The sequence below is a fragment of the Streptomyces sp. Root1310 genome, assembly GCF_001426425.1.
In the GTDB taxonomy this organism is placed as follows: domain Bacteria; phylum Actinomycetota; class Actinomycetes; order Streptomycetales; family Streptomycetaceae; genus Streptomyces.
This window is the reverse complement of the sequence record NZ_LMEQ01000003.1, coordinates 187,428-209,998: the sequence shown is the minus strand read 5'-3', so window position 1 is coordinate 209,998 and position 22,571 is coordinate 187,428. Positions and strand designations below refer to the sequence as shown.

Below are 22,571 nucleotides of genomic sequence, written 5' to 3'. Positions count from 1 at the left end.
CGGCGTTACCGTTGGATCATGAGCATCCTCGCCGTGGTCTGGGACGTGGACGACACCCTCTTCGACTACACGACCGCAGACCGCGAGGGCATGCGGTCCTATCTGACGGCCGAGGGGCTGCTCGACCGCTTCGGTACCGCGGAGGCGGGGCTCGCGCGGTGGCGGGAGGTCACCGAAGAGCACTGGGCCCGCTTCTCGGCGGGCGGGATCACCTTCGAGGACCAGCGCCGGGACCGGGTGCGCGCGTTCCTGGGCCGCGAGATGGCCGACGCGGAGGCCGACGACTGGCTCCTGCGGTACCACGCGCACTACGAGGCGGCCTGGTCGCTCTTCCCGGACGTCCTGCCCGTGCTCGACGACCTCTCCGCCAGCCACCGCCACGCCGTGCTCTCCAACTCCAGCATCCACGTCCAGGACCACAAGCTGCGCACCCTCGGCGTCCACGACCGTTTCGAGGTCATCCTGTGCGCGGCGGAACTGGGGGTCTCCAAGCCGGAGCCCGGCGCCTTCCTCGCGGCCTGCGAGGCCCTGTCGCTGCCCCCGCACCAGGTGGCCTACGTGGGTGATCATCCGGAGATCGACGGCCGGGGCGCAGCCGACGCCGGACTGCTCTCCGTGTGGATCGACCGCTACGGCGCGGCCACCGTCGAGCTCCCGTCCGGCCGCCACCGGATCGTCTCGCTCGCCGAACTGCCCGCGATCCTCGGCCCCGATACCCGTTTTGGAGCCCGGTCCACCTTCGGGTAATGTTCTTCCTGCGCCGCCGGGAAGCGGGCCGAAAGGCCGGAGCCGGAGGAGCAACGCTAGAACAAGAACCCCTGCGGGGCTTGCGTTCCAGTGGCCTATGGTGTAATTGGCAGCACGACTGATTCTGGTTCAGTTAGTCTTGGTTCGAGTCCAGGTAGGCCAGCTCGCAGAGCTTATCTGCGCCCGTGGAGATCTACTCCACAAAGCCCCCGTTGTGTAGCGGCCTAGCACGCTGCCCTCTCAAGGCAGTAGCGCCGGTTCGAATCCGGTCGGGGGTACAGATCCTTCCCGCGAGGAGAGCTCGGGTAGCTCCCTCTCACCTCGATGCAGGATCGCTAGGGCCCCCGTTGTGTAGCGGCCTAGCACGCCGCCCTCTCAAGGCGGTAGCGCCGGTTCGAATCCGGTCGGGGGTACGATTTTCCTTGAATCACCTTGGTCTATGGTGTAATTGGCAACACTACGGTTTCTGGTACCGTCATTCTAGGTTCGAGTCCTGGTAGACCAGCTCTGATCTGCGGAAACGCATGATCTAGGCCCCCGTTGTGTAGCGGCCTAGCACGCCGCCCTCTCAAGGCGGTAGCGCCGGTTCGAATCCGGTCGGGGGTACGTGATCGGAAAGCCCCTCGCTTCGGCGAGGGGCTTTCCGTGTATCCGGCCGCTTTCCGCGTGTCCGGCCTCATGCGAAGCCGTATCGCCGCGCCGACTCCTCCTCCTGCGCCAGCCGGTGCAGCGCCTGCATCATCGGCTCGACGAGGATCGCGCCCAGCACCGCCGCCTCGACCCGCTCCGGCTCCGACTCCCGCGTCTCCATGAAGTCCAGGTCCAGCACGGCCGCCCGGTGCATCAACCGGGCGTAGGACACGAGGAGTTCGGCGTTCCAGTCGTAGCCGAGCCGGCGCATCGCGGCCACCGCCACCACCAGGGAGCGGTAGGCGGGCGAGATGGTCGTCAGCTGCCGGGCGTTCGACCAGCCCAGGGTGCCCAGCAGTTCGTCCGCCTCCAGGTGGGCGGCGCGCACGTACTCGTCCTCCGCGTCCGGCTCGGGGACCTGCGGCAGCGCCCACAGGGCCGCGCCGAGCCGGATCGTGCGGCCCAGGGAGTCGTCGTCGACATGGCCGAGCACCTCGCGCACCGTGGCCACCGGCAGCCCGCCCACCTGGATCATCGCCCGCACCAGACGCAGCCGGCGCAGATGCTCGTCGTCGTACTCGGCGGTCGTGGCGTTCACCTGGCGGCCGGGTGGCACGAGCCCCTCGCGCAGGTAGTACTTGATCGTCGCGGTGGACACACCGCTGCGTTCGCTCAGTTCGGCCAGCCGCATGCCTTGTGCCCTTCGTTGGTTAGCGGCACTATCCAAGCATGTCCTTCACAGCCAGCCGTACCACCGCGGACGCCCGGGGAGACGTGGTCGTCCTGTTGATCGGAATGCGCGTCAACCACTTCTGGGCCGTGCACCAGTGGGTGCCGGTCATGCTGGCGATGTTCCGCATGCTGGCGGAGCTGAAGAAGGATCCCGGCCGCGGTCTGCTCTCCCGGGTGCTCCTGACGGCCTCGCCGCGGACGTACTACGTCGTCCAGTACTGGGAGTCGAAGGAGAAGCTGTACGCCTACGCGACCGCGCCCGACGCCTTCCATCACGAGGCCTGGGCGAAGATCAACCGCATGGAACGGGGCGGGAAGGTGCGCGGGCACGTCGGGATCTGGCACGAGACGTACGTCGTCCCGGAGGGGTCGTACGAGGCGATCTACGGGGACATGCCGGCGTTCGGCCTCGCTGCGGCACACGGGCAGGTTCCGCTGGAGCAGCGGGGGCGGTACGCGAAGGACCGGTTCTCGTATCGGTCCGCGCCGTAAGGGCGCGGCGCGCCCCGGGGCGGGCGACCTTGCCGTACGGGAAAGAGCTGCCGCGGCGTTGAGGCCGCCCTTTCCCTTCCGGTGTCAGCCGGTGCGGCGCAGGGCCTCCGAGAGGCGGGCGGCCGCGTCGATGACCGCCTGGGCGTGCATGCGGCCGGGGTGGCGGGTCAGGCGCTCGATGGGGCCCGAGACGGAGACGGCGGCCACCACGCGGTTGGAGGGGCCGCGGACGGGAGCCGACACGGACGCGACGCCCGGCTCGCGCTCACCGATGGACTGGGCCCAGCCGCGGCGCCGTACGCCCGACAGGGCCGTCGCCGTGAAGCGGGCGCCCTGGAGGCCGCGGTGCAGGCGCTCGGGTTCCTCCCAGGCCATCAGGATCTGGGCCGAGGAACCGGCCTTCATCGTCAGCGTGGAACCGACCGGGACCGTGTCCCGAAGGCCGGACAGGCGTTCCGCCGCGGCCACGCAGATGCGCATGTCGCCCTGGCGGCGGTAGAGCTGTGCGCTCTCGCCCGTGATGTCACGCAGATGCGTCAGCACCGGGCCGGCGGTGGCCAGGAGGCGGTCCTCGCCGGCGGCCGCGGCCAGTTCGGCCAGGCGGGGGCCGAGGATGAAACGGCCCTGCATGTCGCGCGCCACCATACGGTGGTGTTCCAAAGCCACGGCCAGCCGGTGGGCCGTGGGTCGTGCGAGTCCGGTGGCAGCGACCAAGCCTGCGAGGGTGGCCGGACCGGACTCCAGGGCGCTCAGGACAAGGGCTGCCTTGTCCAGAACGCCGACGCCGCTACTGTTGTCCATGCAACGATACTCCCGTCTCACTCTGTGAAACGCAAGTTCATTTTTCCGTGAGACGCGCAACCCTTGGACGCATGGTGGCCCGCGGACCAACGGGCCTGGCGGCGGGTGCCCGGGAACAGGGGCAACGGGCGTCGCCTCCACAAGATCTCTAGTTGGGCCGGTGCGTCATTGCCGGCCGGAGGGAAAGCGATGGGTAGGACACTCGCGGAGAAGGTCTGGGACGACCACGTCGTCCGGCGCGCCGAGGGCGAGCCCGACCTCCTCTTCATCGATCTGCATCTCCTGCACGAGGTGACCAGCCCGCAGGCCTTCGACGGGCTGCGGCAGAACGGCCGCCCGGTGCGCCGTCTCGACCTCACCATCGCGACCGAGGACCACAACACCCCGACCCTCGACATCGACAAGCCGATCGCCGACCCGGTCTCGCGCGCCCAGCTGGAGACGCTGCGCAAGAACTGCGCCGACTTCGGTGTGCGGCTGCATCCGCTCGGCGACGTCGAGCAGGGTGTCGTGCACGTCGTCGGCCCCCAGCTGGGTCTGACCCAGCCCGGCACCACCGTCGTCTGCGGCGACTCCCACACCTCCACGCACGGCGCGTTCGGCGCGCTGGCGTTCGGCATCGGCACCTCGCAGGTCGAGCACGTGCTGGCCACCCAGACGCTGCCGCTGGCCCGCCCCAAGACCATGGCGATCACGGTCGAGGGCGAACTGGCCGACGGGGTGACCGCCAAGGACCTGATCCTGGCGATCATCGCCAAGATCGGTACCGGCGGCGGCCAGGGCTACATCCTGGAGTACCGGGGTTCCGCCATCGAGAAGCTCTCGATGGAGGCCCGGATGACCATCTGCAACATGTCGATCGAGGCCGGCGCCCGCGCGGGCATGATCGCCCCCGACGAGACCACCTTCGCGTACATCAAGGGCCGCGCCCACGCCCCCGAGGGCGCGGACTGGGACGCGGCGGTCGAGTACTGGAAGACGCTGAGGACGGACGCGGACGCCGAGTTCGACGCCGAGGTCGTCATCGACGGCACGACGCTGGCGCCGTTCGTCACCTGGGGCACCAACCCCGGTCAGGGCGCGCCGCTTTCGGCGTCCGTCCCCGACCCGGCTTCGTACGAAGACGCATCGGAGCGCCTCGCCGCCGAAAAGGCCCTGGAGTACATGGGGTTGGAGGCCGGGCAGCCGCTGCGGTCCATCAACGTGGACACCGTCTTCGTAGGTTCGTGCACCAACGGCCGGATCGAGGACCTGCGGGCCGCCGCCGCCATCGTCGAGGGCCGCAAAGTCGCCGACGGCGTACGGATGCTGGTCGTCCCCGGTTCGGTGCGGGTCGGTCTCCAGGCCGTCTCCGAGGGTCTGGACGTCGTCTTCAAGGAGGCCGGCGCCGAATGGCGGCACGCGGGCTGCTCGATGTGCCTCGGCATGAACCCCGACCAGCTGGCCCCGGGTGAGCGCTCGGCGTCCACCTCCAACCGCAACTTCGAGGGCCGGCAGGGCAAGGGCGGTCGCACGCACCTGGTGTCGCCGCAGGTCGCGGCCGCCACGGCCGTCCTGGGCCACCTGGCCTCCCCGGCCGACCTGTCCGACGCCGAGACCCGTACGCCCGCTGGAGTCTGATCAGTCATGGAAGCATTCATCTCGCACACCGGCCGGGCCGTCCCGCTGCGTCGCTCCAACGTCGACACCGACCAGATCATCCCTGCTCACTGGCTCAAGAAGGTCACGCGGGACGGTTTCGAGGACGGGCTGTTCGAGGCCTGGCGCAAGGACGAGACCTTCATCCTCAACCGCCCCGAGCGGCAGGGCGCGAGCGTTCTGGTCGCCGGCCCCGACTTCGGCACCGGTTCCTCCCGTGAGCACGCCGTCTGGGCACTGCAGAACTACGGCTTCAAGACCGTGATCTCGTCCCGCTTCGCCGACATCTTCCGGGGCAACTCGCTGAAGAACGGCCTGCTCACGGTAGTGATCGAGCAGAAGATCGTGGATGCGCTGTGGGAGCTCACCGAGCGGGACCCGCAGGCCGAGATCACGGTGGACCTCGAGGCGCGCGAGGTGCGGGCCGAGGGCATCACCGCCTCCTTCGAGCTGGACGAGAACTCCCGCTGGAGGCTGCTGAACGGGCTGGACGACATCTCCATCACCCTCCAGAACGAGGGCGACATCGCCGCCTACGAGGCCAAGCGCCCGACGCACAAGCCGCGGACGCTCCAGCTCTGATCCCGGGGCCCGAGAGGCCCTGAGCAGGTCGAGTTTCGGCCACCGCGACACCCCCGCCGTACCCCCGATCGGTCCGATCGGGGGTACGGCTGTGTCTGCACCCGTTCGGCCCCGTCGATCTTCGCCCCGCCTCCCAACTTCCCACGTTAGAGGGGTTGTTGCCGGGGTACGCGCCTTGTGTGGAAGCGACCGCCGGAAGTGCCGGGGCGGCCGTTTGAGGCGGCAGTTGCCCCCTGGGCGGGCGACAACTCGCCCCAGATGGCACAATCTGTGCATGGAACACGACGGCCAACTCGAGCTCTATACGGCGGTCGCGAACCAGCTCAAGGAAGCGCACACAAGAGTGCGCGCACTGCAAGTCCCGGAGGGCGTACGGATGGCGCTGACCCGGAAGCTGCTGGTCATTACGGCCGCGGCCAAGCACGATCTCGCCGATGCGACAAGGCGTCTGGAGCGGTTCATGGCGGACCTCGACGAGGGGCGAATGCCCGAAGGGGAGCGTTGATCGCCTCCGGAGCAGCCGATTTCGTTGCGGCACAAGGGTGATTAGCCCGTTTCGTGTTTGATTTGCGGTATATATCTGCCTAACGTGCGAAAAAGCTTGAACAGTTTCGTTCCGGCTAATGTCTCCGAAGGGGAAGACGTGAACAAGGCGCAGCTCGTAGAAGCGATTGCCGACAAGGTGGGCGGCCGCCAGCAGGCCGCCGAGGCGGTCGACGCGGTCCTGGACGCCATCGTCCGCGCGACGGTCGCGGGAGACCGGGTCTCGGTCACCGGCTTCGGTTCGTTCGAGAAGGTCGACCGGCCGGCCCGCTACGCTCGCAACCCCCAGACGGGCGAGCGGGTTCGGGTCAAGAAGACGTCCGTGCCGCGATTCCGCGCAGGACAGGGCTTCAAGGACCTGGTGAGCGGCTCGAAGAAGCTCCCGCGTGGTGGCGAGGTCGCCGTGAAGAAGGCCCCCAAGGGCAGCCTGACCGGCGGCGCTTCCGCCACGGTCAAGAAGGCCGCCGCGAAGAAGGCCGCCCCGGCGAAGAGGGCGTCGGCCGCCGCGAAGAAGACCACGGCCGCCGCCAAGAAGACGACGGCAGCGGCGAAGAAGACCACGGCCACCGCCAAGAAGACCACCGCGAAGAAGGCCGCCACCAAGAAGACGACCGCGGCCGCGAAGACCACCACCGCGAAGTCCGCCACCGCCAAGAAGACGACGGCCAAGAAGGCTCCGGCCGCGAAGAAGGCGACGGCGACCAAGGCCCCCGCCAAGAAGTCGACCGCGCGCAAGACCACCGCCAAGAAGACCACCGCCCGCAAGGCGTAGGACAGCAGAGGCACTCACGCGCCGGGCCGGACTCCCTCTCGGAAGTCCGGCCCGCGGCGTGTCGGGCGGGCGCCGGGAGGGCACCCGGTGGAGAGCCCGAGCCCGTCAGAACGTCTGCAGCGTCACGAGGGTGATCCGGGGGCTGTCCCGCGGCCCCTCCACCTCGATCCGCACCCGCTGTCCGGGCCGCAGCAGCCGCAGCCCGCCCGCGTCGAACGCCGGCGCGTCGAAGGGCACCGGTGTGCCGTCGTCCAGCAGCACCTGGCCGCTGCGGGTGTCGGGGTCGTACGTGTATGCGGTCGCCTGCATGGCGGCAGCCTACTGCCCCGGAATCAACAGCTGCGCCGCCGCCGCGGCCGTCCGGGGACCCACCCCGAGGCACAGCGCGGCGCGCAGATCCTCGCCGGTGTCCACGTCCTGGCGAACGGAGTCCACCCCCTCCGGGCGGAGTTCCACGGCCCCGGAGGAGCGGTGCCGCGCCCGGGAATCCGTGCCGAATGCGGGCAGCAATTCACGCCCCGCGGCGACGGCGAGAAGCGTGGTGCCGATCCCGGCCGCGTCCGGGAGAAAAGCACGGGGGAATTCCCCGGCGGCGTCCAGTACCCGGGCCAATTCCTGCGGGCGCAGGGCCGGCAGATCGGCGTTGAGAGCCGCCAGCGGGGAATCGGGACGGAAGGCGCGTACGGCGGCGGCCCCGTGGGCCAGGGCGGCGTTGAGGCCCCCGCGCGGCTCGTCGGGGACGATCCGGGCGCCCAGGGCCGCCAGGACCCGCCCGGCCAGGGCGTCGTCCGTGACTACTGCCACATCCCGCACCGCAGGTGAGGCCAGTGCGGCCGCCACGGTGTCCTCGGCGAAGGCGAGGGCGAGACCCGGGCGCAGCCCGTCGGTGGCGGTGTCCGCGAGCCTGCTCTTGGCCAGCGCCAAGGGCTTCAGGGGTATGACCAAGGTCCACTGCACCGGCGTACCGTCCCTCTCGTGTCGCGGACATTGTCACCCGGCCCATCCGCCGGCCGGACGCGCGGGCGTACCGTGTTCTCGACAGACCGGCGGCCCGGGGCGACACTTGTGCGGCCCCCAGGCCCCGGAGCAGGCCATGGGAAGTCCTAGAGGAAGGTGTCCGCGTGCCCCGCCGCAGAATCGGCTTCTGGTACCGCTTCGCTGCGGTCCTCTGCAAACCCTGGCTGGTGGTTCTGATCAAGCGGGACTGGCGCGGAATGGAGCATATTCCGGCCGACGGCGGTTTTATCACCGCGGTGAACCACAATTCGCATGTCGATCCCTTCGCCTACGCGCACTTCCAGTACAACAGCGGACGCGTGCCGCGATTCCTGGCGAAGAGCGGTCTTTTCAAGGAGGGATTCGTCGGCGCCGCGATGCGCGGCACCGGGCAGATCCCCGTCTACCGCGAGAGCACGGACGCGCTGAGCGCCTTCCGGGCCGCGATCGAGGCCGTGGAGCGCGGCGAGTGCGTCGCGTTCTACCCCGAGGGCACCCTGACCCGCGACCCCGACGGCTGGCCCATGACCGCCAAGACCGGTGCCGCGCGCGTCGCCCTCCAGACCAGGTGCCCGGTGATCCCCGTCGCCCAGTGGGGCGCGAACGAACTGCTGCCGCCGTACGCCAGGAAGCCCAACCTCCTGCCGCGCAAGACCCACCACGTGCTGGCCGGCCCGCCCGTGGACCTCACGCGGTTCTACGGCCACGAGATGACCCCGGAACTCCTCAAGGAGGCCACGGAGGTCATCATGGCGGCCGTCACCGCCCAGCTGGAGGAGATCCGCGGCGAGAAGGCGCCCGAGACGCCCTACGACCCGCGCCGCGAGCGGATCGAGCAGCGCCGCCGCACCCGGGCGGAGACCGCGGCGGCGGCCCGTGCGGAGGCCCGGGCGGAGTCCGGTGCCGAGACCGCCGCGGAGATCGACGGCACGGTGCCCGGACCCGCGCAGACCAGCCACGCGCAGAGCGGTCACGCGAACACCACGCACGCGCAGACCAGTCACGAGGGGGAGAACAGCAAGTGAGCAAGTCCGTGAGGGCGGCCGTCTTCGGTACCGGATCATGGGGGACCGCCTTCGGTACGGTCCTCGCCGACGCGGGCTGCGAGGTGACGCTGTGGGCACGCCGCCCCGAGCTCGTCGACGCGGTCAACTCCACGCACACCAACCCCGACTACCTCCCCGGCGTCGAACTCCCGCGCAACCTGCGCGCCACCGCCGACGCGGCCGAGGCCGCCCGGGACGCCGACTTCACCGTCCTCGCGGTTCCCTCGCAGACCCTGCGCGCCAACCTCGCCGACTGGACGCCGCTGCTCGCCCCGAACACGGTCCTGGTGTCGCTGATGAAGGGCGTCGAGCTCGGTACGACCATGCGGATGAGCGAGGTCATCGACGACGTCGCCAAGGTCGGGCCGGACCGGATCGCCGTCGTCACCGGGCCCAACCTCGCGCGGGAGATCGCCTCCCGGATGCCCGCCGCGGCCGTGGTCGCCTGCACCGACGAGGCGGTCGCCCAGAAGCTCCAGGCTGCCTCCCACACGCCGTACTTCCGCCCCTACACCAACACCGACGTGGTGGGCTGCGAGCTGGGCGGCGCGGTGAAGAACGTGATCGGCCTCGCGGTCGGCATCGCGGACGGGATGGGCCTCGGCGACAACGCCAAGGGCTCGCTGATCACGCGCGGCCTCGCCGAGACCACCCGGCTGGGCCTGGCGATGGGCGCGGACCCGCTGACCTTCGCCGGACTCGCCGGGCTCGGCGACCTGGTGGCGACCTGCTCCTCGCCGCTCTCCCGCAACCACACCTTCGGCACCAACCTCGGCAAGGGCATGACCCTCCAGGAGACCATCGCGGTCACCCGGCAGACCGCCGAGGGCGTCAAGTCCTGTGAGTCGGTGCTGGATCTGGCCCGCCGGCACGGCGTCGACATGCCCATCACCGAGACGGTCGTCGGCATCGTCCACGAGGGCAAGCCTCCGGTGGTCGCCCTCAAGGAGCTGATGTCGCGCAGCGCGAAGCCCGAGCGACGCTGAGCGAACCCGGTGGGCGGACGCTGACTCCCGGCCCTACCACCGGGTACTCTCAACCCGATATGAGCACCGAGAACCTCCCCCAGAGCCCTCAGCAGCCCGTCCGCAAGCCGCGGGTGGCCGTTGTCTTCGGCGGTCGCAGCTCCGAGCACGGGATCTCCGTGGTCACGGCCGGCGCGGTCCTCAAGGCCATCGACCGGACCAAGTACGAGGTCCTGCCGATCGGCATCACGCGTGAGGGCCGCTGGTACCTCACCGCCGACGCCCCCGAGCGCATGGCGATCACCGACCGCCGTACGCCCGACGTGGACGAACTCGCCGAGTCGCGGGACGGCGGCGTGGTGCTCCCCGTCGACCCCGCCAACCGCGAAGTCGTCTACTACGAGCCGGGATCGGTGCCGAAGGCGCTCGGCGAGGTCGACGTCGTCTTCCCGGTCCTGCACGGCCCGTACGGCGAGGACGGCACCCTGCAGGGTCTGCTGGAGCTCTCCGGCGTCCCGTACGTGGGCGCGGGTGTGCTCGCCTCGGCCGTCGGCCAGGACAAGGAGTACATGAAGCGGGTGTTCACCTCCTTCGGGCTCAAGGTCGGCCCGTACGTGGTGATCCGGCCGCGCGAGTGGGCGCAGGACGAGTCGGCCGCCCGGAAGAAGATCGTCGACTTCGCCGGCGACCACGGCTGGCCGCTCTTCGTGAAGCCCGCGCGCGCGGGCTCGTCCATCGGCATCACCAAGGTCGACGACCTGTCCGGGCTCGACGAGGCGATCGCCGAGGCCCGGCGTCACGACCCGAAGATCCTGGTCGAGGCGGCGCTGCGGGGCCGCGAGATCGAGTGCGGTGTCCTGGAGTTCGAGGACGGCCCGCGCGCCTCCGTCCCGGCCGAGATCCCGCCGCCGGACGCGCACGCGTACTACGACTTCGAGGCCAAGTACATCGACTCCACCCCGGGCATCGTCCCGGCGCCGCTGACGGACGAGGAGACGGCCGAGGTCCGCAGGCTGGCGGTGGACGCCTTCGAGGCGGCGTCCTGCGAGGGCCTGGTCCGGGCCGACTTCTTCCTCACGGACGAGGGCGAGTTCGTCATCAACGAGATCAACACGATGCCCGGCTTCACCCCGATCTCGATGTACCCGCAGATGTGGCAGGCGACCGGCATCGGCTATCCCGAGCTGGTGGACCGCCTCGTGCAGGCGGCCCTGCGCAGGTCCACCGGACTGCGCTGACCCGGCCTGGAACCAGGACCCGTCCTAGTCGGCGATCCCTTCGGGGATCGCCTTCTTGACGGAGGGCGCCAGGTCGACGAGCGGCGCCATGCCGTCTTCCGCGCGGTCCTTCGGGATCGTCACCTCGACGTACGCCCTGCGCAGGGTGGTGGTGAACCGGAACGCCCCGCCGTCCCGCTCCTCCAGCAGCCACCCCACGCCGTCCACCTCGACCCCGTCCGCGTTCTCGTCGCTCATCTTCTCGGGTCGTTCGACACCGCAGCGCAGTATGATCGCCGGGTTCCCCCAGCCCGCGGTCAGCGCGGACGCGGGTGAGGGATCCCCGCGGCCGAGGTCGTCCACGGTGGACGGCAGCGCCTCGTCCAGGTTTCGGCACAGCTTCGTGACCGATGCCGAGGGGCTGGGAACCGCCGCCGACGTGTCACCGTCTGCTGAGGAGCAGCCCACCGCGAGCAGCAGGAGGGCGAGCGAGGGCAGGCCGGCGGGCCGGTGACGGAAAAGGTTCACCGGCCAAGGTTAGACGGGGGCTACAGATGCACGACCGGGCAGGTCAGTGTGCGGGTGATCCCGTCCACCTGCTGGACCTTGGCGACCACCATGCGGCCGAGGTCGTCCACCGTGTCGGCCTGGGCCCGCACGATCACGTCATAAGGTCCCGTCACGTCCTCGGCCTGGACGACGCCAGGGATTTTGCCGATCTCCTCGGCGACGGTCGACGCTTTGCCGACCTCGGTCTGGATCAGGATGTACGCCTGTACCACGGAACCTCCAGGGCGGCCACGAGGATCATGTGGGGAAAAGGAACGCCACGGTATCGCGTCGCCGCTCGCCGCGGGGAGACCTGCGCGAACCACGGCTCGCGCGCCGGGGTGCGGGCAGGACAGAAGTTGACGGCTGACTCGACCGTATCGAGGACACTGGTTACGCGCGACCGGGCACGGACAGGTACAGAAGGGGCGAAAGGGCAATGAAGGGCACTGTTGGTGAGCTCGGGGAGTTCGGGCTCATCAGGGAGCTCACCTCCCGTCTCACCACCACCCCCGCGGTACGGGTCGGCCCCGGCGACGACGCCGCGGTGGTCGCCGCGCCCGACCGCCGGGTCGTGGCCAGCACCGACATCCTGCTGGAGGGCCGGCACTTCCGTCGCGACTGGTCCACGGCCTACGACGTGGGCCGCAAGGCCGCCGCGCAGAACCTCGCCGACATCGCCGCCATGGGCGCGGTGCCGACGGCCCTGCTGCTCGGCCTCGTCGTGCCCGCCGAACTGCCGGTCACCTGGCCGTCCGAGATGATGGACGGCCTGCGCGACGAGTGCCAGGTCGCCGGTGCCTCGGTGGTCGGCGGCGACGTCGTACGGGGCGACACGATCATGGTGTCGATCACCGCGCTCGGCGACCTGCGCAACCAGGAGCCGGTCACCCGGGGCGGCGCCCAGCCCGGCGACCTCGTCGCGGTGACCGGCTGGCTCGGCTGGTCCGCCGCCGGGTACGCGGTCCTCTCCCGCGGCTTCCGCTCGCCCCGCGCCTTCGTCGAGGCCCACCGGCGTCCCGAGCCGCCGTACCACGCGGGTCCGGCCGCGGCCTCGCTCGGCGCGACGGCGATGTGCGACGTCAGCGACGGGCTCATCGCCGACCTCGGGCACATCGCCGAGGCCAGCAAGGTCCGGATCGACATCCGTTCCGGCGCCATCGACATCCCCACCCAGATGAACGACATCGGGCAGGCCGTCGGCGTCGACCCGATCCAGTGGGTGCTGACCGGGGGAGAGGACCACGCGATCGTGGCGACCTTCCCGCCGGACGTGAAGCTGCCCGCCCGCTGGAAGGTGATCGGCGAGGTGCTCAACCCGTCCGCCCTGCCCCAGGTGACGGTGGACGGGGCGCCCTGGACCAGCAAGGGCGGCTGGGACCACTTCGGGGACGTGGAGTCGTGAGCGCGCCCGGGACCCCGCCCCGGGTGCTGACCGTCGCCGGCTCCGACTCGGGCGGCGGGGCCGGGATCCAGGCCGACCTGAAGACGATGCTCGCGCTCGGTGTGCACGGCATGAGCGTGATCACGGCGGTCACCGCGCAGAACTCCCTGGGTGTGCGGGGGGCTTGGGAGCTGCCGGTGGAGGCGGTCCGCGCCCAGTACCGCAGCGTCGTCGACGACATCGGCGTCCAGGCGGTGAAGACGGGCATGCTCGCCTCCGCCGAACTCGTCGAGGCGGTCGCCGAGTTGCTCGCGGGCACCGGCGCTCCCGTCGTCGTCGACCCGGTCGGGGTCTCCAAGCACGGGGACCCGCTGCTGGCCGCCTCCGCACTGGAATCCGTACGGACGAAACTGCTGCCCCTCGCCACCGTCGCCACCCCGAACCTCGACGAGGTGGCCCAACTGACGGGCGTGCGGGTCGAGTCGGAGGAGCAGCTGCGGGAGGCGGCGGCCGCCGTGCTGGCGTACGGGCCGCGCTGGGCGCTCGTCAAGGGCGGCCATCTCCCCGGTGCCGCCGTCGACCTGCTGACGGACGGGCGTGAGGAGCACTGGCTGCGGGCGCCGCGGTACGACAACCGGCACACGCACGGCACGGGCTGCACCCTCGCGTCCGCGATCGCGGCACAGCTGGCGAAGGGCAGCCCCGTACCGGAGGCGGTGGCGGCGGCCAAGCGCTATGTCACCGGGGCGATCGCGGCCGGGTTCGCGCTCGGAGCCGGCATCGGTCCCGTGGACCACGGGTGGGACCTCACGCGGGATACGACCGGAGCCTGATGCCGGGTCGCCGCCTTCTCGGTGAGCCGCTTGTAGACACCGGCCGGCGGGCGCGAGCCGAGCAGCCGGTACATCCGGTCCCGGCTGCGGATGCGCCGCTCGGTCGGCGGGGCGAAGAACGGGCCCGCGTTGCCGGAGATCTTCTGGCAGCCCTTGGCGAAGGAGCGGATCCTGCTCTCGTACTCGGCGAACGCCCTGCGGTGGTCCCCGCCCGCGAGGGCCAGCTCACCGGCCAGTACATGGGCGCCGACGACGGCCACGCCCGTTCCCATGCCGCCCATGGTCGCGCCGCATCCGGCGTCCCCCAGCAGCGCCACCCGGCCCTCGGTGAGGCGGTCGACGTGGATCTGCGCGATCGCGTCGAAGTACAGCCGGTCGGCGTCCGCGAGCCGCCCCGAGCACCCTCGGCGCCTCCCAGCCCATCCCCGCGAAACGCTCGGCCAGGATCCGCTTCTGCGCTGCCGTGTCCCGCCGGTCGTAGGTGAGTTGCTCCGACCGGGAGACCGCCAACGCGCCCGCGCGGCCCGGGTCGCCGTCGTAGTTGCCCAGGGCGATCGCACGGCCCGGCTACGGCCACCCTCCCCGTACGGTTCGCCGACCGCCGCCGACCGCCGCCGACCGCCGCCGACCGCCGCCGACCGGCGGTCGCGGCCCAGCGCGAAGGCCTTCTCGTACGCCTGCGGGGCCGGCCTCCCGCGGACGTCGTCGACCGTGCGGACGACATCGGGGTCGCCGAGGAGAACCGTGCCCCGCAGACCCGCGGCCGCGCCCAGGAGCTCGGCCGCGCGCTCATCCTGTACGGCGCTCAGCCGCAGTGCGTCGAGCCGGATCCGCTCGGCGTGCGCGTCGGGGAGGTCGGGCAGGGCCGGGCCGCGCCAGAGGGCGAGGGCCTCGCGCAGCAGGGCGGCCGACCGGGCGTGATCCCCGGCGGCGAGGGCGGCCCGCCCCTGCCCGGTCAGCCGCTCGAAGCGGTGGAGGTCGACGGCGTCGGGCGGGACGGCCAGCCGGTAGCCGGCGGGGCTGGCCTCGATCTCCGCGTGCGGGGCCAGCCGGCGGCGCAGCCGGGACACCTGGGACTGGAGCGCGTCGGCCGCTCCGGCGGGCGGCTCGGTGCCGCACAGGCCGTCGGTCAGGCGCTCCACGGAGACGCCGCGGCCGGCGTCGAGCAGCAGCAGGCTGAGCAGGGCGCGGGGACGGGGACCGCCGGGGTCGACAGGAGTGCCGTCGTCGGTGCGGAGGTCGAGGGCGCCCAGGATGCCGAAGCGCATTCCCCGGATTCTGTCAGGCGGCGGGAGCACGGGCGCAGCAGAAAGCCGGCCCACCTGGGTGGACCGGCTCTATGCAGCGAACCAGCAGTGGCCGCGCGCGTTGGGGTTCCCCCCTGCTCGAGCGGAGTCGAGAGCGGGGGGATATGCGTCAGCGCGAGACCTTGCCGGCCTTGATGCACGAGGTGCAAGCGTTCACGCGCTTCGGCGTCCCGCCCACCACGGTACGGACGCGCTGGATGTTGGGGTTCCAGCGACGGGACGTACGGCGGTGCGAGTGCGAGATGTTGTTGCCGAAGCTCGGCCCCTTGCCACAGACGTCGCAGTTGGCAGCCACGGGTCACTCCAAAGACTTCAGATGCACTTACGGATGATCCCGGCATGCCGGGATCAGGATCTAGGATCTGAGTGGCGCTGCCAGGGGATGGCCCGATGCGGATCGGGCAACCGGAGCAGCATACAACGACTGCGCCGGTGCAACGAAACTACCATGGCTGCTCAGGGGCCTGCCCCCCTGCCCCGGTCGGTCCCCGGCCGCTCCTGTCCGGCCCGCTTTCCGGCCGACACCGCCCCGGGGTCTACGCTGCGTCCAGTCCAGCAGCTCAAGGAGGCGCAGGTGGCGCAGGTGCCGCAGACATTCTTCGATGCTCTCGCGGTGCGCACCTGGTGCGGCCTCGCGCTCGCGGCGCTGGGCCGCGCGCGCGAGGAGATCGACGCGATCAACGTCTATCCCGTCGCGGACGGGGACACCGGCACCAACCTCTACCTGACCGTCGAGTCCGCGGCGACCGCCGTCGAGGCGGTGTTCGCCGGCTACGAGGCCGGTTCCGGCGCCGGCTCCGTGCCCGCCGGGAACCCCTCTCTCGCCGACGCCGTGCGTGCGATGGCGCACGGCGCGCTCATCGGGGCGCGCGGGAACTCGGGGACGATCCTCGCGCAGCTGCTGCGTGGCATGGCCCAGGTGCTGACCGCCGAGGGTGAGGCCCCTCACGCCGACGGGAACGGTCTCGGCCTGGCCCTGCGGCACGCGGCCGACTCCGCCCGCCAGGCCGTCGCCCATCCCGTGGAGGGCACGGTGCTGTCGGTCGCCTCGGCCGCCGCCGACGCGGCGGAGGGAGCCGAGGGGGACTGCGGGACGGTCGCCAGGGCGGCCCACCGGGGGGCGTGCGTGGCGCTCGCCGCCACCCCGGGCCAGCTCGCCGTCCTGGAGCACGCCGGAGTGGTGGACGCGGGCGGCCGGGGGCTGGTCGCGGTCCTCGCGGCGCTGGTGGAGACGTTCACGGGGGAGCTGCCGGAGCTCTCGGGCGCCGCGTCGGCGGCCGCCGCAGCAGCCGCGGCCCACGGGCGCGTGGAAGCCGCGCGGGCGGCGGACCGCGCCGACGGCGGACCGGACGGCGAAGGCGCCGGAGACGGTGAGGAAGGCACGGAAGGCGACGGGGGCGAGGGCGGCGCAGGCGGTCCCGCCTTCGAGGTGATCTATCTGCTGGAGGCCGAGGACCCGGCCGTGGCGCGGCTGCGGCAGCGGCTGGACGCCCTGGGCGACTCGCTGGTCGTGGTCGGCGGCGACGGCCTGTGGAACGTGCACGTGCACGTGGACGACGCGGGCGCCGCCGTCGAGGCGGGCGTCGAGGCGGGCCGGCCGTACCGGATCCGCATCACCCACTTCGGCGCCGACGACGCGCACACGCGCGGTGGTGAGCGGCCGCCGCGCGAGCGCGTCCAGCGGGCGGTCGTCGCCGTGGTGCCCGGCGAGGGCCTGGCCGGGCTGTACGCCGAGGCGGGCGCGACCACCGTGCTCGCGCGCCCCGGGGAGCCGCCCGCCAGTGGAGAACTCGTCGAGGCCGTACGACGGGCACACGCGCGTGAGGTCGTGCTGCTGCCCAACGACGCCGATCTGCGGCACACCGCCGCGGCGGCCGCCGAGCAGGCCCGCACGGAGGGCATCCGGGTGGCGCTCATCCCCACCCGGTCCGCGGTCCAGGGGATCGCCGCGCTGGCGGTGCACGAGCCCGACCGGCGCTTCGACGAGGACGTCGTCTCCATGACCTCGGCGGCGGGCGCCACCCGCTACGCCGAGGTCGCCGTCGCCGAGCGCCAGTCGTGGACCATGGCCGGCATCTGCCAGGCCGGTGACGTCCTCGGGCTGATCGACGGCGACGTGGCCGTCATCGCCTCCGATGTCACCGCCGCCGCCGAGACCGTCCTGAACCGCATGCTGGCGGCGGGCGGCGAACTCGTCACCCTCGTGCTCGGCGACGAGGCGCCCGACGGCGTCGCCGAGCACCTGGAGGCACGGGTGCGGGAGGCCTACCTCGCCGTGGACACGGTGGTGTACCGGGGAGGACGGCAGGGTGCGTTGGTGTTGATCGGGGTGGAGTAGAGGTGACGTAGGGGTGCCCTCGCACGGCCGTGAAGCACGAGGGCGGGAGGCGGTGAGGCAGCCGGGGCAGCCGGGGCAGCCGGGGCAGCCGGGGTGAGCCGGGGCGGCGGGGGTGAGGCGGGCGACGGGATCGTTCAACGATCCTTCTGTTCCTCCGCCGCCTGCAGCAACTGCTCCGCCTCGGCCCGCCGCGCCCGCACCGTCTCGTCCTCCCCGTCCTCGTCGCTGCCGCCGTAGGCGTCCGGGTCGGCATCGCCCTCGGCGTCGGCGTAGGCCCGCAGCACGGCACGCGCGCGTGCCGCCGCCGCCGCGGGGCGTCCCAGGTCGGTCTCCAGCCAGCCCGCGGCCAGCTCCGCGCCGGTCCGGGCGTGCACAGCGCCCTCGCCCAGGGCGACGAACACCGCGACGGCCTCGGCCATCTGGGAGAGCGCCTCGTCCAGGGTCGCCCGGATCGAGTCGTCGTCGGCGTCCTCGGCGGCGGAACGGGCGAGCAGATCACCGAACTGGCGGTGGGTGTGGCCGAGTTCGGAGACGAGCCGCAGCCGCGCCTCGTCGTCGTCCGCCGCGTCGAACGCGTCCGCGCACTCCTCCACGGCACTCGTCATCAGATCGCGTGCCGCGTCCGTCCCGTCCTCGGCGCGCAGGGCCAGCCACGCGCGGGCGCGCAGCGAGCGCACGAGCCCGTGGACGTTGCCGAGACCGCGCCACAGCTCGCCCGCCCGCGCGTAGGCCTGGTCCGCCTCGCTGCGCAGACCGGCCTGGCCGAGCGACTCGGCGGCCAGGTGGGCGAGGGTCGCGTGATCGTGCTGCTCGGGCCAGGTCCGGGCGATCTCGGCGGCCTGGAGCCGGCGTTCGGCGGCGTCCCGGTGCTCCCCGAGCTCGCTCAGACAGTCACCCAGCCACCACTGCGTCTGGACGACCGCGCCGTCGCCGTGCGTCTCGGCGGTCAGCTCCGCCAGCGCGGACTCCAGCACCTCCGCGGCCTCGGCCCAGCGGCCCTGCCGCACCAGGAACCCGCCGAGCTGGTGCCGCGCCCACGCGCCGAGCGTGGGGCCCGCACCCGCCTCGTCCGCCCAGTGCGCCGCCTCCAGGGCGTTCTCCGCGGCCTCCTCGGCCTCCCCCCGGCCCCCGACGACCTCGGCGAGCTGGAGGTGCAGCTGGGCCCGCCCGACCGCCTCCAGATACGGTCCGCCGTGCTCCAGGGCCGCCCGCAGGGCCCGCTCGGCCTCCCGCATGTCACCCAGCTCATGCGCGAGACCGGCCAGCCGCGCCTCGTACTCCACGGCGAACCACGGCAGACCCGTCGCGATGAACTCCGCCGCGGCCCGCGCGAACAGCTCCGCGCCCGCCTCCGGGTTCCCCGAGTGCGTCGCCAGCTCCGCCAGCATCGCGTGCCCCTCGGCGACCCGGGCGGCGAGCCGTACGTCGGTCCCGGCGCGCCCGTCGACGAGCGCCAGAAGCTCCCGCACCGCGGCCTCCGCCTGCGCGAGAACCGCCTCGTCGACGACCTCCCCCTCGGCCTCGTGGACCCGCCGCATCAGGATCCGCGCCCGGCCCATCAGCACACCCGCCGCCTGCGGCACCTCCGTGTCGCCCTCGGCGTACAGCGCGAGCACCCGGTCGTACGGCTCGGCGACCGCCGCCAGCGCCTCGTCGATCTCGCCGGACAGCGCGCGGACGTACGCCGCACGCGCGCGTGCCGCCAGTGCCTCGCCGGGGTCGCCCGCCCGCGCGTACAGCTCGGCGGCGTGCTCGAACGCGTCGGCGCCGTCCGGGCCGAGACCTATCGCCTCGTGGTCGGCGATCTCCGCGCGGTCACGCGCCCCCAGCTCGACGCCGTCCACCTCCTCGGCCAGCCGGGCCACCCGCGCCCACGCCTCGACGGCCTGCGGCTGCAGCGTGTCGGACAGCCGCTGGGCCTCCGCGAGCAGGTCCGCCAGGTCCGGTTCGCCCGCCTCCTGAACCGACGCCGGGGCCGGAGCGGCCGCCCCGGGCGCCGCCGCGGCCACCGCGGAGGCGGGACGAGCCGCCCGTACGCCCAGCGGCAGCCGCTCCACCAGGGGCTGCTGGGCCATACGCGCGCGTGCCCGCTCGCTGACGTGCGACGTGCCGTTGCGCTCGTCGAAGCGTGCGGCCAGTGCCAGGGCCTGCGCGCGCGCGTGCTCGGCGAGTTCCCGCGCCGTCCACTCCCGCCCGGCCGGCCCGGGCACCCGCTGACCGGCGAGACCCAGCTCGGCCAGCCGCTCCATGAGCAGCACCACCACGCTCAGGAACTCCAGCCTGCTGTGCGGATGGCCCTCGTCCGTGAAGTACGCCGGCCGCTCCGCGAGCAGCTCCAGACCCCGCGCCTCGTTGCCGGTCAGCGCGCAGAACTCGACGTGGTCGGCGTAGGCCCCCCGCATGCTCTCCATGGACCGCACCAGCCGGAAGCCGCGCAGATGGTGCGCGCGGGCCTCCTCCGGGCGACCGAGCCGCAGCAACGGCACCAGGGACGACGCGAGCACCGTGTGCGGCTCGTGCGCGCACGTGTACTCGCCCTCCAGGACCGGCGCCCACAGCGCGAGCGCCTCCGCGTCCCGGCCCCGCTCCGCCTGCCACCAGCCCTGTCCGTGCAGCTCGCAGGCGTGACAGTCGGCCATGGTGTCCCGGTCCGCGGCCAGCCACGCGGCGAACGCCCGCTCCGCCCGCTCCACGTCGCCCACGTGCGCGGCCACGCTGAACTCGGCGCTGCGCACCGCCCGCGCGGAGTGCCCGGCGATCCGGTAGCGGTGCTCCATCTCGCCGAGCCACTTCTCGACCGCCGCCAGCGGCACGTGCGGCTGGTCGAGCATGCCGGCCGACATCCACTTGAAGACCCAGTGCAGCGAGTGCGTCTCGTACTCGTCGAAGTCCTCGGGCCGCTCGTCCCACATGCGCAGCAGGCGCGCGAACGGGACGAACATCTTCGCCTTCTCGGAGCTGTAGTTGTAGACCTTCAGCTGGTGCCCGAGCGCCTCGATCACGGCGAGCGGGATGCCGAGCCTCTCGGCCTCCACCAGCAACTGCTCCGCGCGGGCGTTGCGGGCCGGGCCCTCCGGCTGCTCGCCGTTCTCCGCCATCGCCCGGCGGAGGGAGTCGAAGTCCGTGATCTCGCTCATCAGTGACCGCCCTGTTCCTCTGTCGGCTCCCCGTGTGCCGACTCCCCGTGCGTGGCCCATTCCAGGAGGCCCATGAACGCCCGGTTCAGCAGCGCCGAGTCCGCGGGCCGCAGCGGGCGCTGCGCCATCAGCAGCGCCTGCCCGTACAGCGACTCCGTGGCGGTGCCGATCAGCTCGGGATCGTTCAGCGAACTGATCCGCCGTATCAGCGGGTTGAGATGGTTGAGCACCAGACGCGCGCGCGGGGCGCTCCCGCGCAGCGAGCCCAGAATGCCCGCCCACAGGTCGTCGGCCTGCGCCTCGGCCTGCGCGCGTGCCTGCTCGTGCCGCGCACCCCGGTCGTCGAGATGCAGCGCGGGCACCGACAACGGGTGAAAGGCCCGCAGGACGACATCGCAGCCCAGCGGGTCGAGCCTCGCCCGCGCGGCCGCCAGGAAGCCCGCCAGCGCCAGCTCGTCGGCCGGGGCGACGGTGTCCAGATGGGCGGTCACGGTGTCCGCGTCCAGCTCGGCGACCACCGTCCCCGGCCGCACCGAAGGCAGCGCCTCGACCAGCTCGCTGTCGTACGTGTAACCGCCGTTGACCACCCCGACGCCCTGCGCGGACGCGATCGGCGCGACCTGCCGGAACTCCTCCACGGTCCGGGTGAAGTGCACCACCGGGTGCCGCTGCGCGAACTCCTCCAGCGACAGCCGGCCGTCGGTCGTCTCGAAGGGCAGCCACGGCAGCATGGTGCGCAGCATCTCCGCGTCGTGCCGCGCCAGGGACTTCACGCCCAGGTGGTGCACCTCCAGAAAGGCCGCCAGCCGTTTCGGATCACCGGCGGCCAGACCCGTCAGCCACGACCGGATCCTTTCCCCCAGCGCCTCCCGGACCGCGGCCAGCGTCTCGTCCTCGTACAGGGACTCCCGCGAGGCCGTCGGCCGCAGACTGTCGGTGTCCAGGACGCAGCGCACGAAGAACGCCCAGTCGGGCAGCAGCTGTTCGCCCCGCTCGGTCAGCAGCATCCCCTTGAGGTGCACCCGGTGACCGGCACGCTGCGCCGGGCTGACCGCCGACGGCAGCACGTACGCCACCCCGCGGACCCCCGCCACCGGCAGGTCCAGCTCCACCGAGTCCAACGGCGTGAACCCGAACAGCTCGTGGCAGTGCCGGGCCAGCGCCACCCGCCGGTTGGCGGGGGAGGGGTAGGACCGGTTCCAGGGCGCCGGCAGATCGGTGACCGCCTCCTCGCCGACCCGGACGTCGTACGGCAGCAGTGATCCGAAGTCCCGGGCCAGTGCCAGCACCCGCGGCTCCGCGAGCCACTCGCCGGCACCGGCGCGCGCCACCAGATGCACCGTGGTGCCCGGCTCGGGGCGCTCCTCGTGGGCCAGCGTCCGCACGGTGTAGGAGCCGTCGTCGCGCGCCGTCCACTCCACCGGCGGCGCGTCCGGCGTGCGGGCGCTGCGGCTGACCACGCGGATCCGTTCGGCCACCACGAAACAGGCCAGCAGCCCGATGCCGAACTGCCCGAGGAAGTCCGAACGGACGTCCTGGAGCCCCTCGGCGCGCTTGGAACTGCGCCCGATCGTCGCCAGCAGGCTGTGCACGTCGGCCTCGGTGAGCCCGACGCCCGAGTCCTCCACCCGCAGCCGGCCCTCGGTCGCGAACAGCCGCACCCGCGCCGGGGCATCGGGCTCCTCGGCCCGCCGGGCGGTGATCGCGTCCACGGCGTTCTGGAGCAGTTCCCGCAGGTAGACCTTGGGGCTGGAGTAGAGGTGATGGGACAGCAGGTCCACCAGACCACGCAGGTCGACCTGGAACGTGTGAGGCGGCTGGGATGCCTGGGATGACTGTGAGGTCTGGGAGTCCATCGCTGC

The 22,571-nt window shown here is 72.2% G+C and carries 21 protein-coding genes, 5 tRNA genes and 2 pseudogenes; 17 read left to right on the top strand and 11 right to left on the bottom strand.

The window, feature by feature from the left end; all coding sequences use genetic code 11:
* Nucleotides 1-18: 18 nt before the first annotated feature.
* From ASD48_RS12025 to ASD48_RS12000, 6 genes are all read left to right on the top strand, one after another.
* Complete coding sequence (locus ASD48_RS12025) at nt 19-747, top strand: HAD family hydrolase (RefSeq protein WP_057601540.1); 729 nt, start codon at nt 19-21, stop codon at nt 745-747.
* Between the two features lie 91 nt (nt 748-838).
* Nucleotides 839-910, top strand: a tRNA-Gln gene (locus ASD48_RS12020).
* Between the two features lie 42 nt (nt 911-952).
* Nucleotides 953-1,025 (top strand) — tRNA-Glu (locus tag ASD48_RS12015).
* Between the two features lie 62 nt (nt 1,026-1,087).
* Nucleotides 1,088-1,160: transfer RNA gene (locus ASD48_RS12010), tRNA-Glu, on the top strand.
* A gap of 20 nt (nt 1,161-1,180) precedes the next feature.
* Nucleotides 1,181-1,252 (top strand) — tRNA-Gln (locus ASD48_RS12005).
* 28 nt (nt 1,253-1,280) lie between these two features.
* Nucleotides 1,281-1,353, top strand: a tRNA-Glu gene (locus ASD48_RS12000).
* A 70-nt stretch (nt 1,354-1,423) separates the two neighbouring features.
* Here ASD48_RS12000 and ASD48_RS11995 read toward each other — a convergent pair.
* Complete coding sequence (locus ASD48_RS11995; RefSeq protein WP_057601539.1) at nt 1,424-2,068, bottom strand: MerR family transcriptional regulator; 645 nt, start codon at nt 2,066-2,068, stop codon at nt 1,424-1,426.
* Between the two features lie 38 nt (nt 2,069-2,106).
* On the opposite strand from ASD48_RS11995, the gene ASD48_RS11990 reads away from it, so the two are divergent.
* Nucleotides 2,107-2,601 (top strand): DUF4188 domain-containing protein, encoded by a 495-nt coding sequence (locus tag ASD48_RS11990; RefSeq protein WP_057601538.1) that lies wholly within the window; start codon nt 2,107-2,109, stop codon nt 2,599-2,601.
* A gap of 84 nt (nt 2,602-2,685) precedes the next feature.
* On the opposite strand, the gene ndgR is transcribed toward ASD48_RS11990, so the two are convergent.
* Nucleotides 2,686-3,402 carry an IclR family transcriptional regulator NdgR gene (ndgR, locus tag ASD48_RS11985; RefSeq protein ID WP_007384919.1) on the bottom strand — a complete coding sequence of 239 codons (717 nt, stop codon included), beginning with the start codon at nt 3,400-3,402 and terminating at the stop codon, nt 2,686-2,688.
* A gap of 189 nt (nt 3,403-3,591) precedes the next feature.
* Between ndgR and leuC the strand changes: the two genes are divergently transcribed.
* The 4 genes from leuC to ASD48_RS11965 all read left to right on the top strand — a co-directional run bounded on the left by leuC (nt 3,592) and on the right by ASD48_RS11965 (nt 6,937).
* Nucleotides 3,592-5,022, top strand: a complete 1,431-nt coding sequence (gene leuC / locus ASD48_RS11980) for a 3-isopropylmalate dehydratase large subunit (protein WP_057601537.1) — start codon at nt 3,592-3,594, stop codon at nt 5,020-5,022.
* Between the two features lie 6 nt (nt 5,023-5,028).
* The gene (gene leuD, locus ASD48_RS11975) at nt 5,029-5,622 is read left to right on the top strand and encodes a 3-isopropylmalate dehydratase small subunit (RefSeq protein WP_057601536.1); all 594 of its coding nucleotides are present in this window, start codon (nt 5,029-5,031) and stop codon (nt 5,620-5,622) included.
* 274 nt (nt 5,623-5,896) lie between these two features.
* A complete protein-coding gene (locus ASD48_RS11970; RefSeq protein ID WP_028806672.1) occupies nt 5,897-6,127 on the top strand; it encodes a hypothetical protein in 231 nt (76 codons plus the stop codon).
* 138 nt (nt 6,128-6,265) lie between these two features.
* Complete coding sequence (locus ASD48_RS11965; RefSeq protein ID WP_057601535.1) at nt 6,266-6,937, top strand: HU family DNA-binding protein; 672 nt, start codon at nt 6,266-6,268, stop codon at nt 6,935-6,937.
* A gap of 105 nt (nt 6,938-7,042) precedes the next feature.
* Here the strand turns inward: ASD48_RS11965 and ASD48_RS11960 are convergent, their stop codons facing one another.
* Nucleotides 7,043-7,246, bottom strand: a complete 204-nt coding sequence (locus tag ASD48_RS11960; protein ID WP_057601534.1) for a hypothetical protein — start codon at nt 7,244-7,246, stop codon at nt 7,043-7,045.
* 9 nt (nt 7,247-7,255) lie between these two features.
* Nucleotides 7,256-7,894 carry a 2-phospho-L-lactate guanylyltransferase gene (gene cofC, locus ASD48_RS11955; RefSeq protein WP_057601533.1) on the bottom strand — a complete coding sequence of 213 codons (639 nt, stop codon included), beginning with the start codon at nt 7,892-7,894 and terminating at the stop codon, nt 7,256-7,258.
* A gap of 164 nt (nt 7,895-8,058) precedes the next feature.
* Between cofC and ASD48_RS11950 the strand changes: the two genes are divergently transcribed.
* Genes ASD48_RS11950 through ASD48_RS11940 form a run of 3 tightly spaced genes read left to right on the top strand, consistent with a single transcriptional unit; the run spans nt 8,059 to nt 11,182 of the window.
* Nucleotides 8,059-8,958: a lysophospholipid acyltransferase family protein gene (locus ASD48_RS11950; RefSeq protein WP_057601532.1), complete on the top strand. Its 900-nt coding sequence runs from the start codon at nt 8,059-8,061 to the stop codon at nt 8,956-8,958.
* Nucleotides 8,955-9,965, top strand: a complete 1,011-nt coding sequence (locus tag ASD48_RS11945; protein ID WP_057601531.1) for an NAD(P)H-dependent glycerol-3-phosphate dehydrogenase — start codon at nt 8,955-8,957, stop codon at nt 9,963-9,965. Before ASD48_RS11950 ends, ASD48_RS11945 begins: the two co-directional genes overlap by 4 nt.
* 59 nt (nt 9,966-10,024) lie before the next feature.
* Complete coding sequence (locus ASD48_RS11940) at nt 10,025-11,182, top strand: D-alanine--D-alanine ligase family protein (RefSeq protein ID WP_057601530.1); 1,158 nt, start codon at nt 10,025-10,027, stop codon at nt 11,180-11,182.
* 24 nt (nt 11,183-11,206) lie between these two features.
* Here the strand turns inward: ASD48_RS11940 and ASD48_RS11935 are convergent, their stop codons facing one another.
* On the bottom strand, nt 11,207-11,689 hold the full coding sequence (locus ASD48_RS11935; protein WP_057601529.1) for a DUF3515 domain-containing protein: 483 nt from the start codon (nt 11,687-11,689) through the stop codon (nt 11,207-11,209).
* Nucleotides 11,690-11,709: 20 nt separating this feature from the next.
* Complete coding sequence (locus ASD48_RS11930; RefSeq protein WP_020128743.1) at nt 11,710-11,943, bottom strand: Lrp/AsnC ligand binding domain-containing protein; 234 nt, start codon at nt 11,941-11,943, stop codon at nt 11,710-11,712.
* Nucleotides 11,944-12,149: 206 nt separating this feature from the next.
* Between ASD48_RS11930 and ASD48_RS11925 the strand changes: the two genes are divergently transcribed.
* Both ASD48_RS11925 and thiD read left to right on the top strand, forming a co-directional pair.
* Nucleotides 12,150-13,115 (top strand): thiamine-phosphate kinase, encoded by a 966-nt coding sequence (locus ASD48_RS11925; protein WP_057601528.1) that lies wholly within the window; start codon nt 12,150-12,152, stop codon nt 13,113-13,115.
* Nucleotides 13,112-13,927 (top strand): bifunctional hydroxymethylpyrimidine kinase/phosphomethylpyrimidine kinase, encoded by an 816-nt coding sequence (gene thiD, locus ASD48_RS11920; RefSeq protein ID WP_057601527.1) that lies wholly within the window; start codon nt 13,112-13,114, stop codon nt 13,925-13,927. The genes ASD48_RS11925 and thiD overlap by 4 nt, the downstream gene beginning before the upstream one ends.
* On the opposite strand, the pseudogene ASD48_RS11915 reads toward thiD, so the two are convergent.
* The 3 genes and pseudogenes from ASD48_RS11915 to rpmB all read right to left on the bottom strand — a co-directional run.
* A pseudogene (locus tag ASD48_RS11915) lies at nt 13,902-14,494 on the bottom strand (FAD-dependent oxidoreductase); the annotation flags it as partial. The gene thiD and the pseudogene ASD48_RS11915 overlap by 26 nt on opposite strands.
* Nucleotides 14,495-14,700: 206 nt before the next feature.
* Nucleotides 14,701-15,195 (bottom strand): annotated as a pseudogene (locus ASD48_RS41755) (BTAD domain-containing putative transcriptional regulator); the annotation flags it as partial.
* A gap of 148 nt (nt 15,196-15,343) precedes the next feature.
* Complete coding sequence (gene rpmB, locus ASD48_RS41750; RefSeq protein ID WP_013000438.1) at nt 15,344-15,529, bottom strand: 50S ribosomal protein L28; 186 nt, start codon at nt 15,527-15,529, stop codon at nt 15,344-15,346.
* A gap of 279 nt (nt 15,530-15,808) precedes the next feature.
* On the opposite strand from rpmB, the gene ASD48_RS11900 reads away from it, so the two are divergent.
* Complete coding sequence (locus tag ASD48_RS11900; protein WP_057601525.1) at nt 15,809-17,572, top strand: DAK2 domain-containing protein; 1,764 nt, start codon at nt 15,809-15,811, stop codon at nt 17,570-17,572.
* A gap of 134 nt (nt 17,573-17,706) precedes the next feature.
* Here the strand turns inward: ASD48_RS11900 and ASD48_RS11895 are convergent, their stop codons facing one another.
* Together ASD48_RS11895 and ASD48_RS11890 are read right to left on the bottom strand one after the other, a co-directional pair.
* Nucleotides 17,707-20,709, bottom strand: coding sequence for a hypothetical protein (locus ASD48_RS11895; RefSeq protein WP_057601524.1), 3,003 nt, complete (start codon nt 20,707-20,709; stop codon nt 17,707-17,709).
* The gene (locus ASD48_RS11890; RefSeq protein WP_079073731.1) at nt 20,709-22,565 is read right to left on the bottom strand and encodes an HSP90 family protein; all 1,857 of its coding nucleotides are present in this window, start codon (nt 22,563-22,565) and stop codon (nt 20,709-20,711) included. Before ASD48_RS11890 ends, ASD48_RS11895 begins: the two co-directional genes overlap by 1 nt.
* Nucleotides 22,566-22,571: the final 6 nt, after the last annotated feature.

Excerpts from the sequence above, each read along its gene's own strand:
- ASD48_RS11940 (WP_057601530.1), top strand. The coding sequence starts at position 10,025 with ATGAGCACCGAGAACCTCCCCCAGAGCCCTCAGCAGCCCGTCCGCAAG.
- ASD48_RS11970 (WP_028806672.1), top strand. The coding sequence starts at position 5,897 with ATGGAACACGACGGCCAACTCGAGCTCTATACGGCGGTCGCGAACCAG.
- ASD48_RS12025 (WP_057601540.1), top strand. The coding sequence starts at position 19 with ATGAGCATCCTCGCCGTGGTCTGGGACGTGGACGACACCCTCTTCGAC.
- ASD48_RS11925 (WP_057601528.1), top strand. The coding sequence starts at position 12,150 with ATGAAGGGCACTGTTGGTGAGCTCGGGGAGTTCGGGCTCATCAGGGAG.
- ASD48_RS11895 (WP_057601524.1), bottom strand. The coding sequence starts at position 20,709 with ATGAGCGAGATCACGGACTTCGACTCCCTCCGCCGGGCGATGGCGGAG.
- leuC (WP_057601537.1), top strand. The coding sequence starts at position 3,592 with ATGGGTAGGACACTCGCGGAGAAGGTCTGGGACGACCACGTCGTCCGG.
- ASD48_RS11990 (WP_057601538.1), top strand. The coding sequence starts at position 2,107 with ATGTCCTTCACAGCCAGCCGTACCACCGCGGACGCCCGGGGAGACGTG.
- leuD (WP_057601536.1), top strand. The coding sequence starts at position 5,029 with ATGGAAGCATTCATCTCGCACACCGGCCGGGCCGTCCCGCTGCGTCGC.
- ASD48_RS11995 (WP_057601539.1), bottom strand. The coding sequence starts at position 2,068 with ATGCGGCTGGCCGAACTGAGCGAACGCAGCGGTGTGTCCACCGCGACG.
- ASD48_RS11890 (WP_079073731.1), bottom strand. The coding sequence starts at position 22,565 with ATGGACTCCCAGACCTCACAGTCATCCCAGGCATCCCAGCCGCCTCAC.
- ASD48_RS11960 (WP_057601534.1), bottom strand. The coding sequence starts at position 7,246 with ATGCAGGCGACCGCATACACGTACGACCCCGACACCCGCAGCGGCCAG.
- ndgR (WP_007384919.1), bottom strand. The coding sequence starts at position 3,402 with ATGGACAACAGTAGCGGCGTCGGCGTTCTGGACAAGGCAGCCCTTGTC.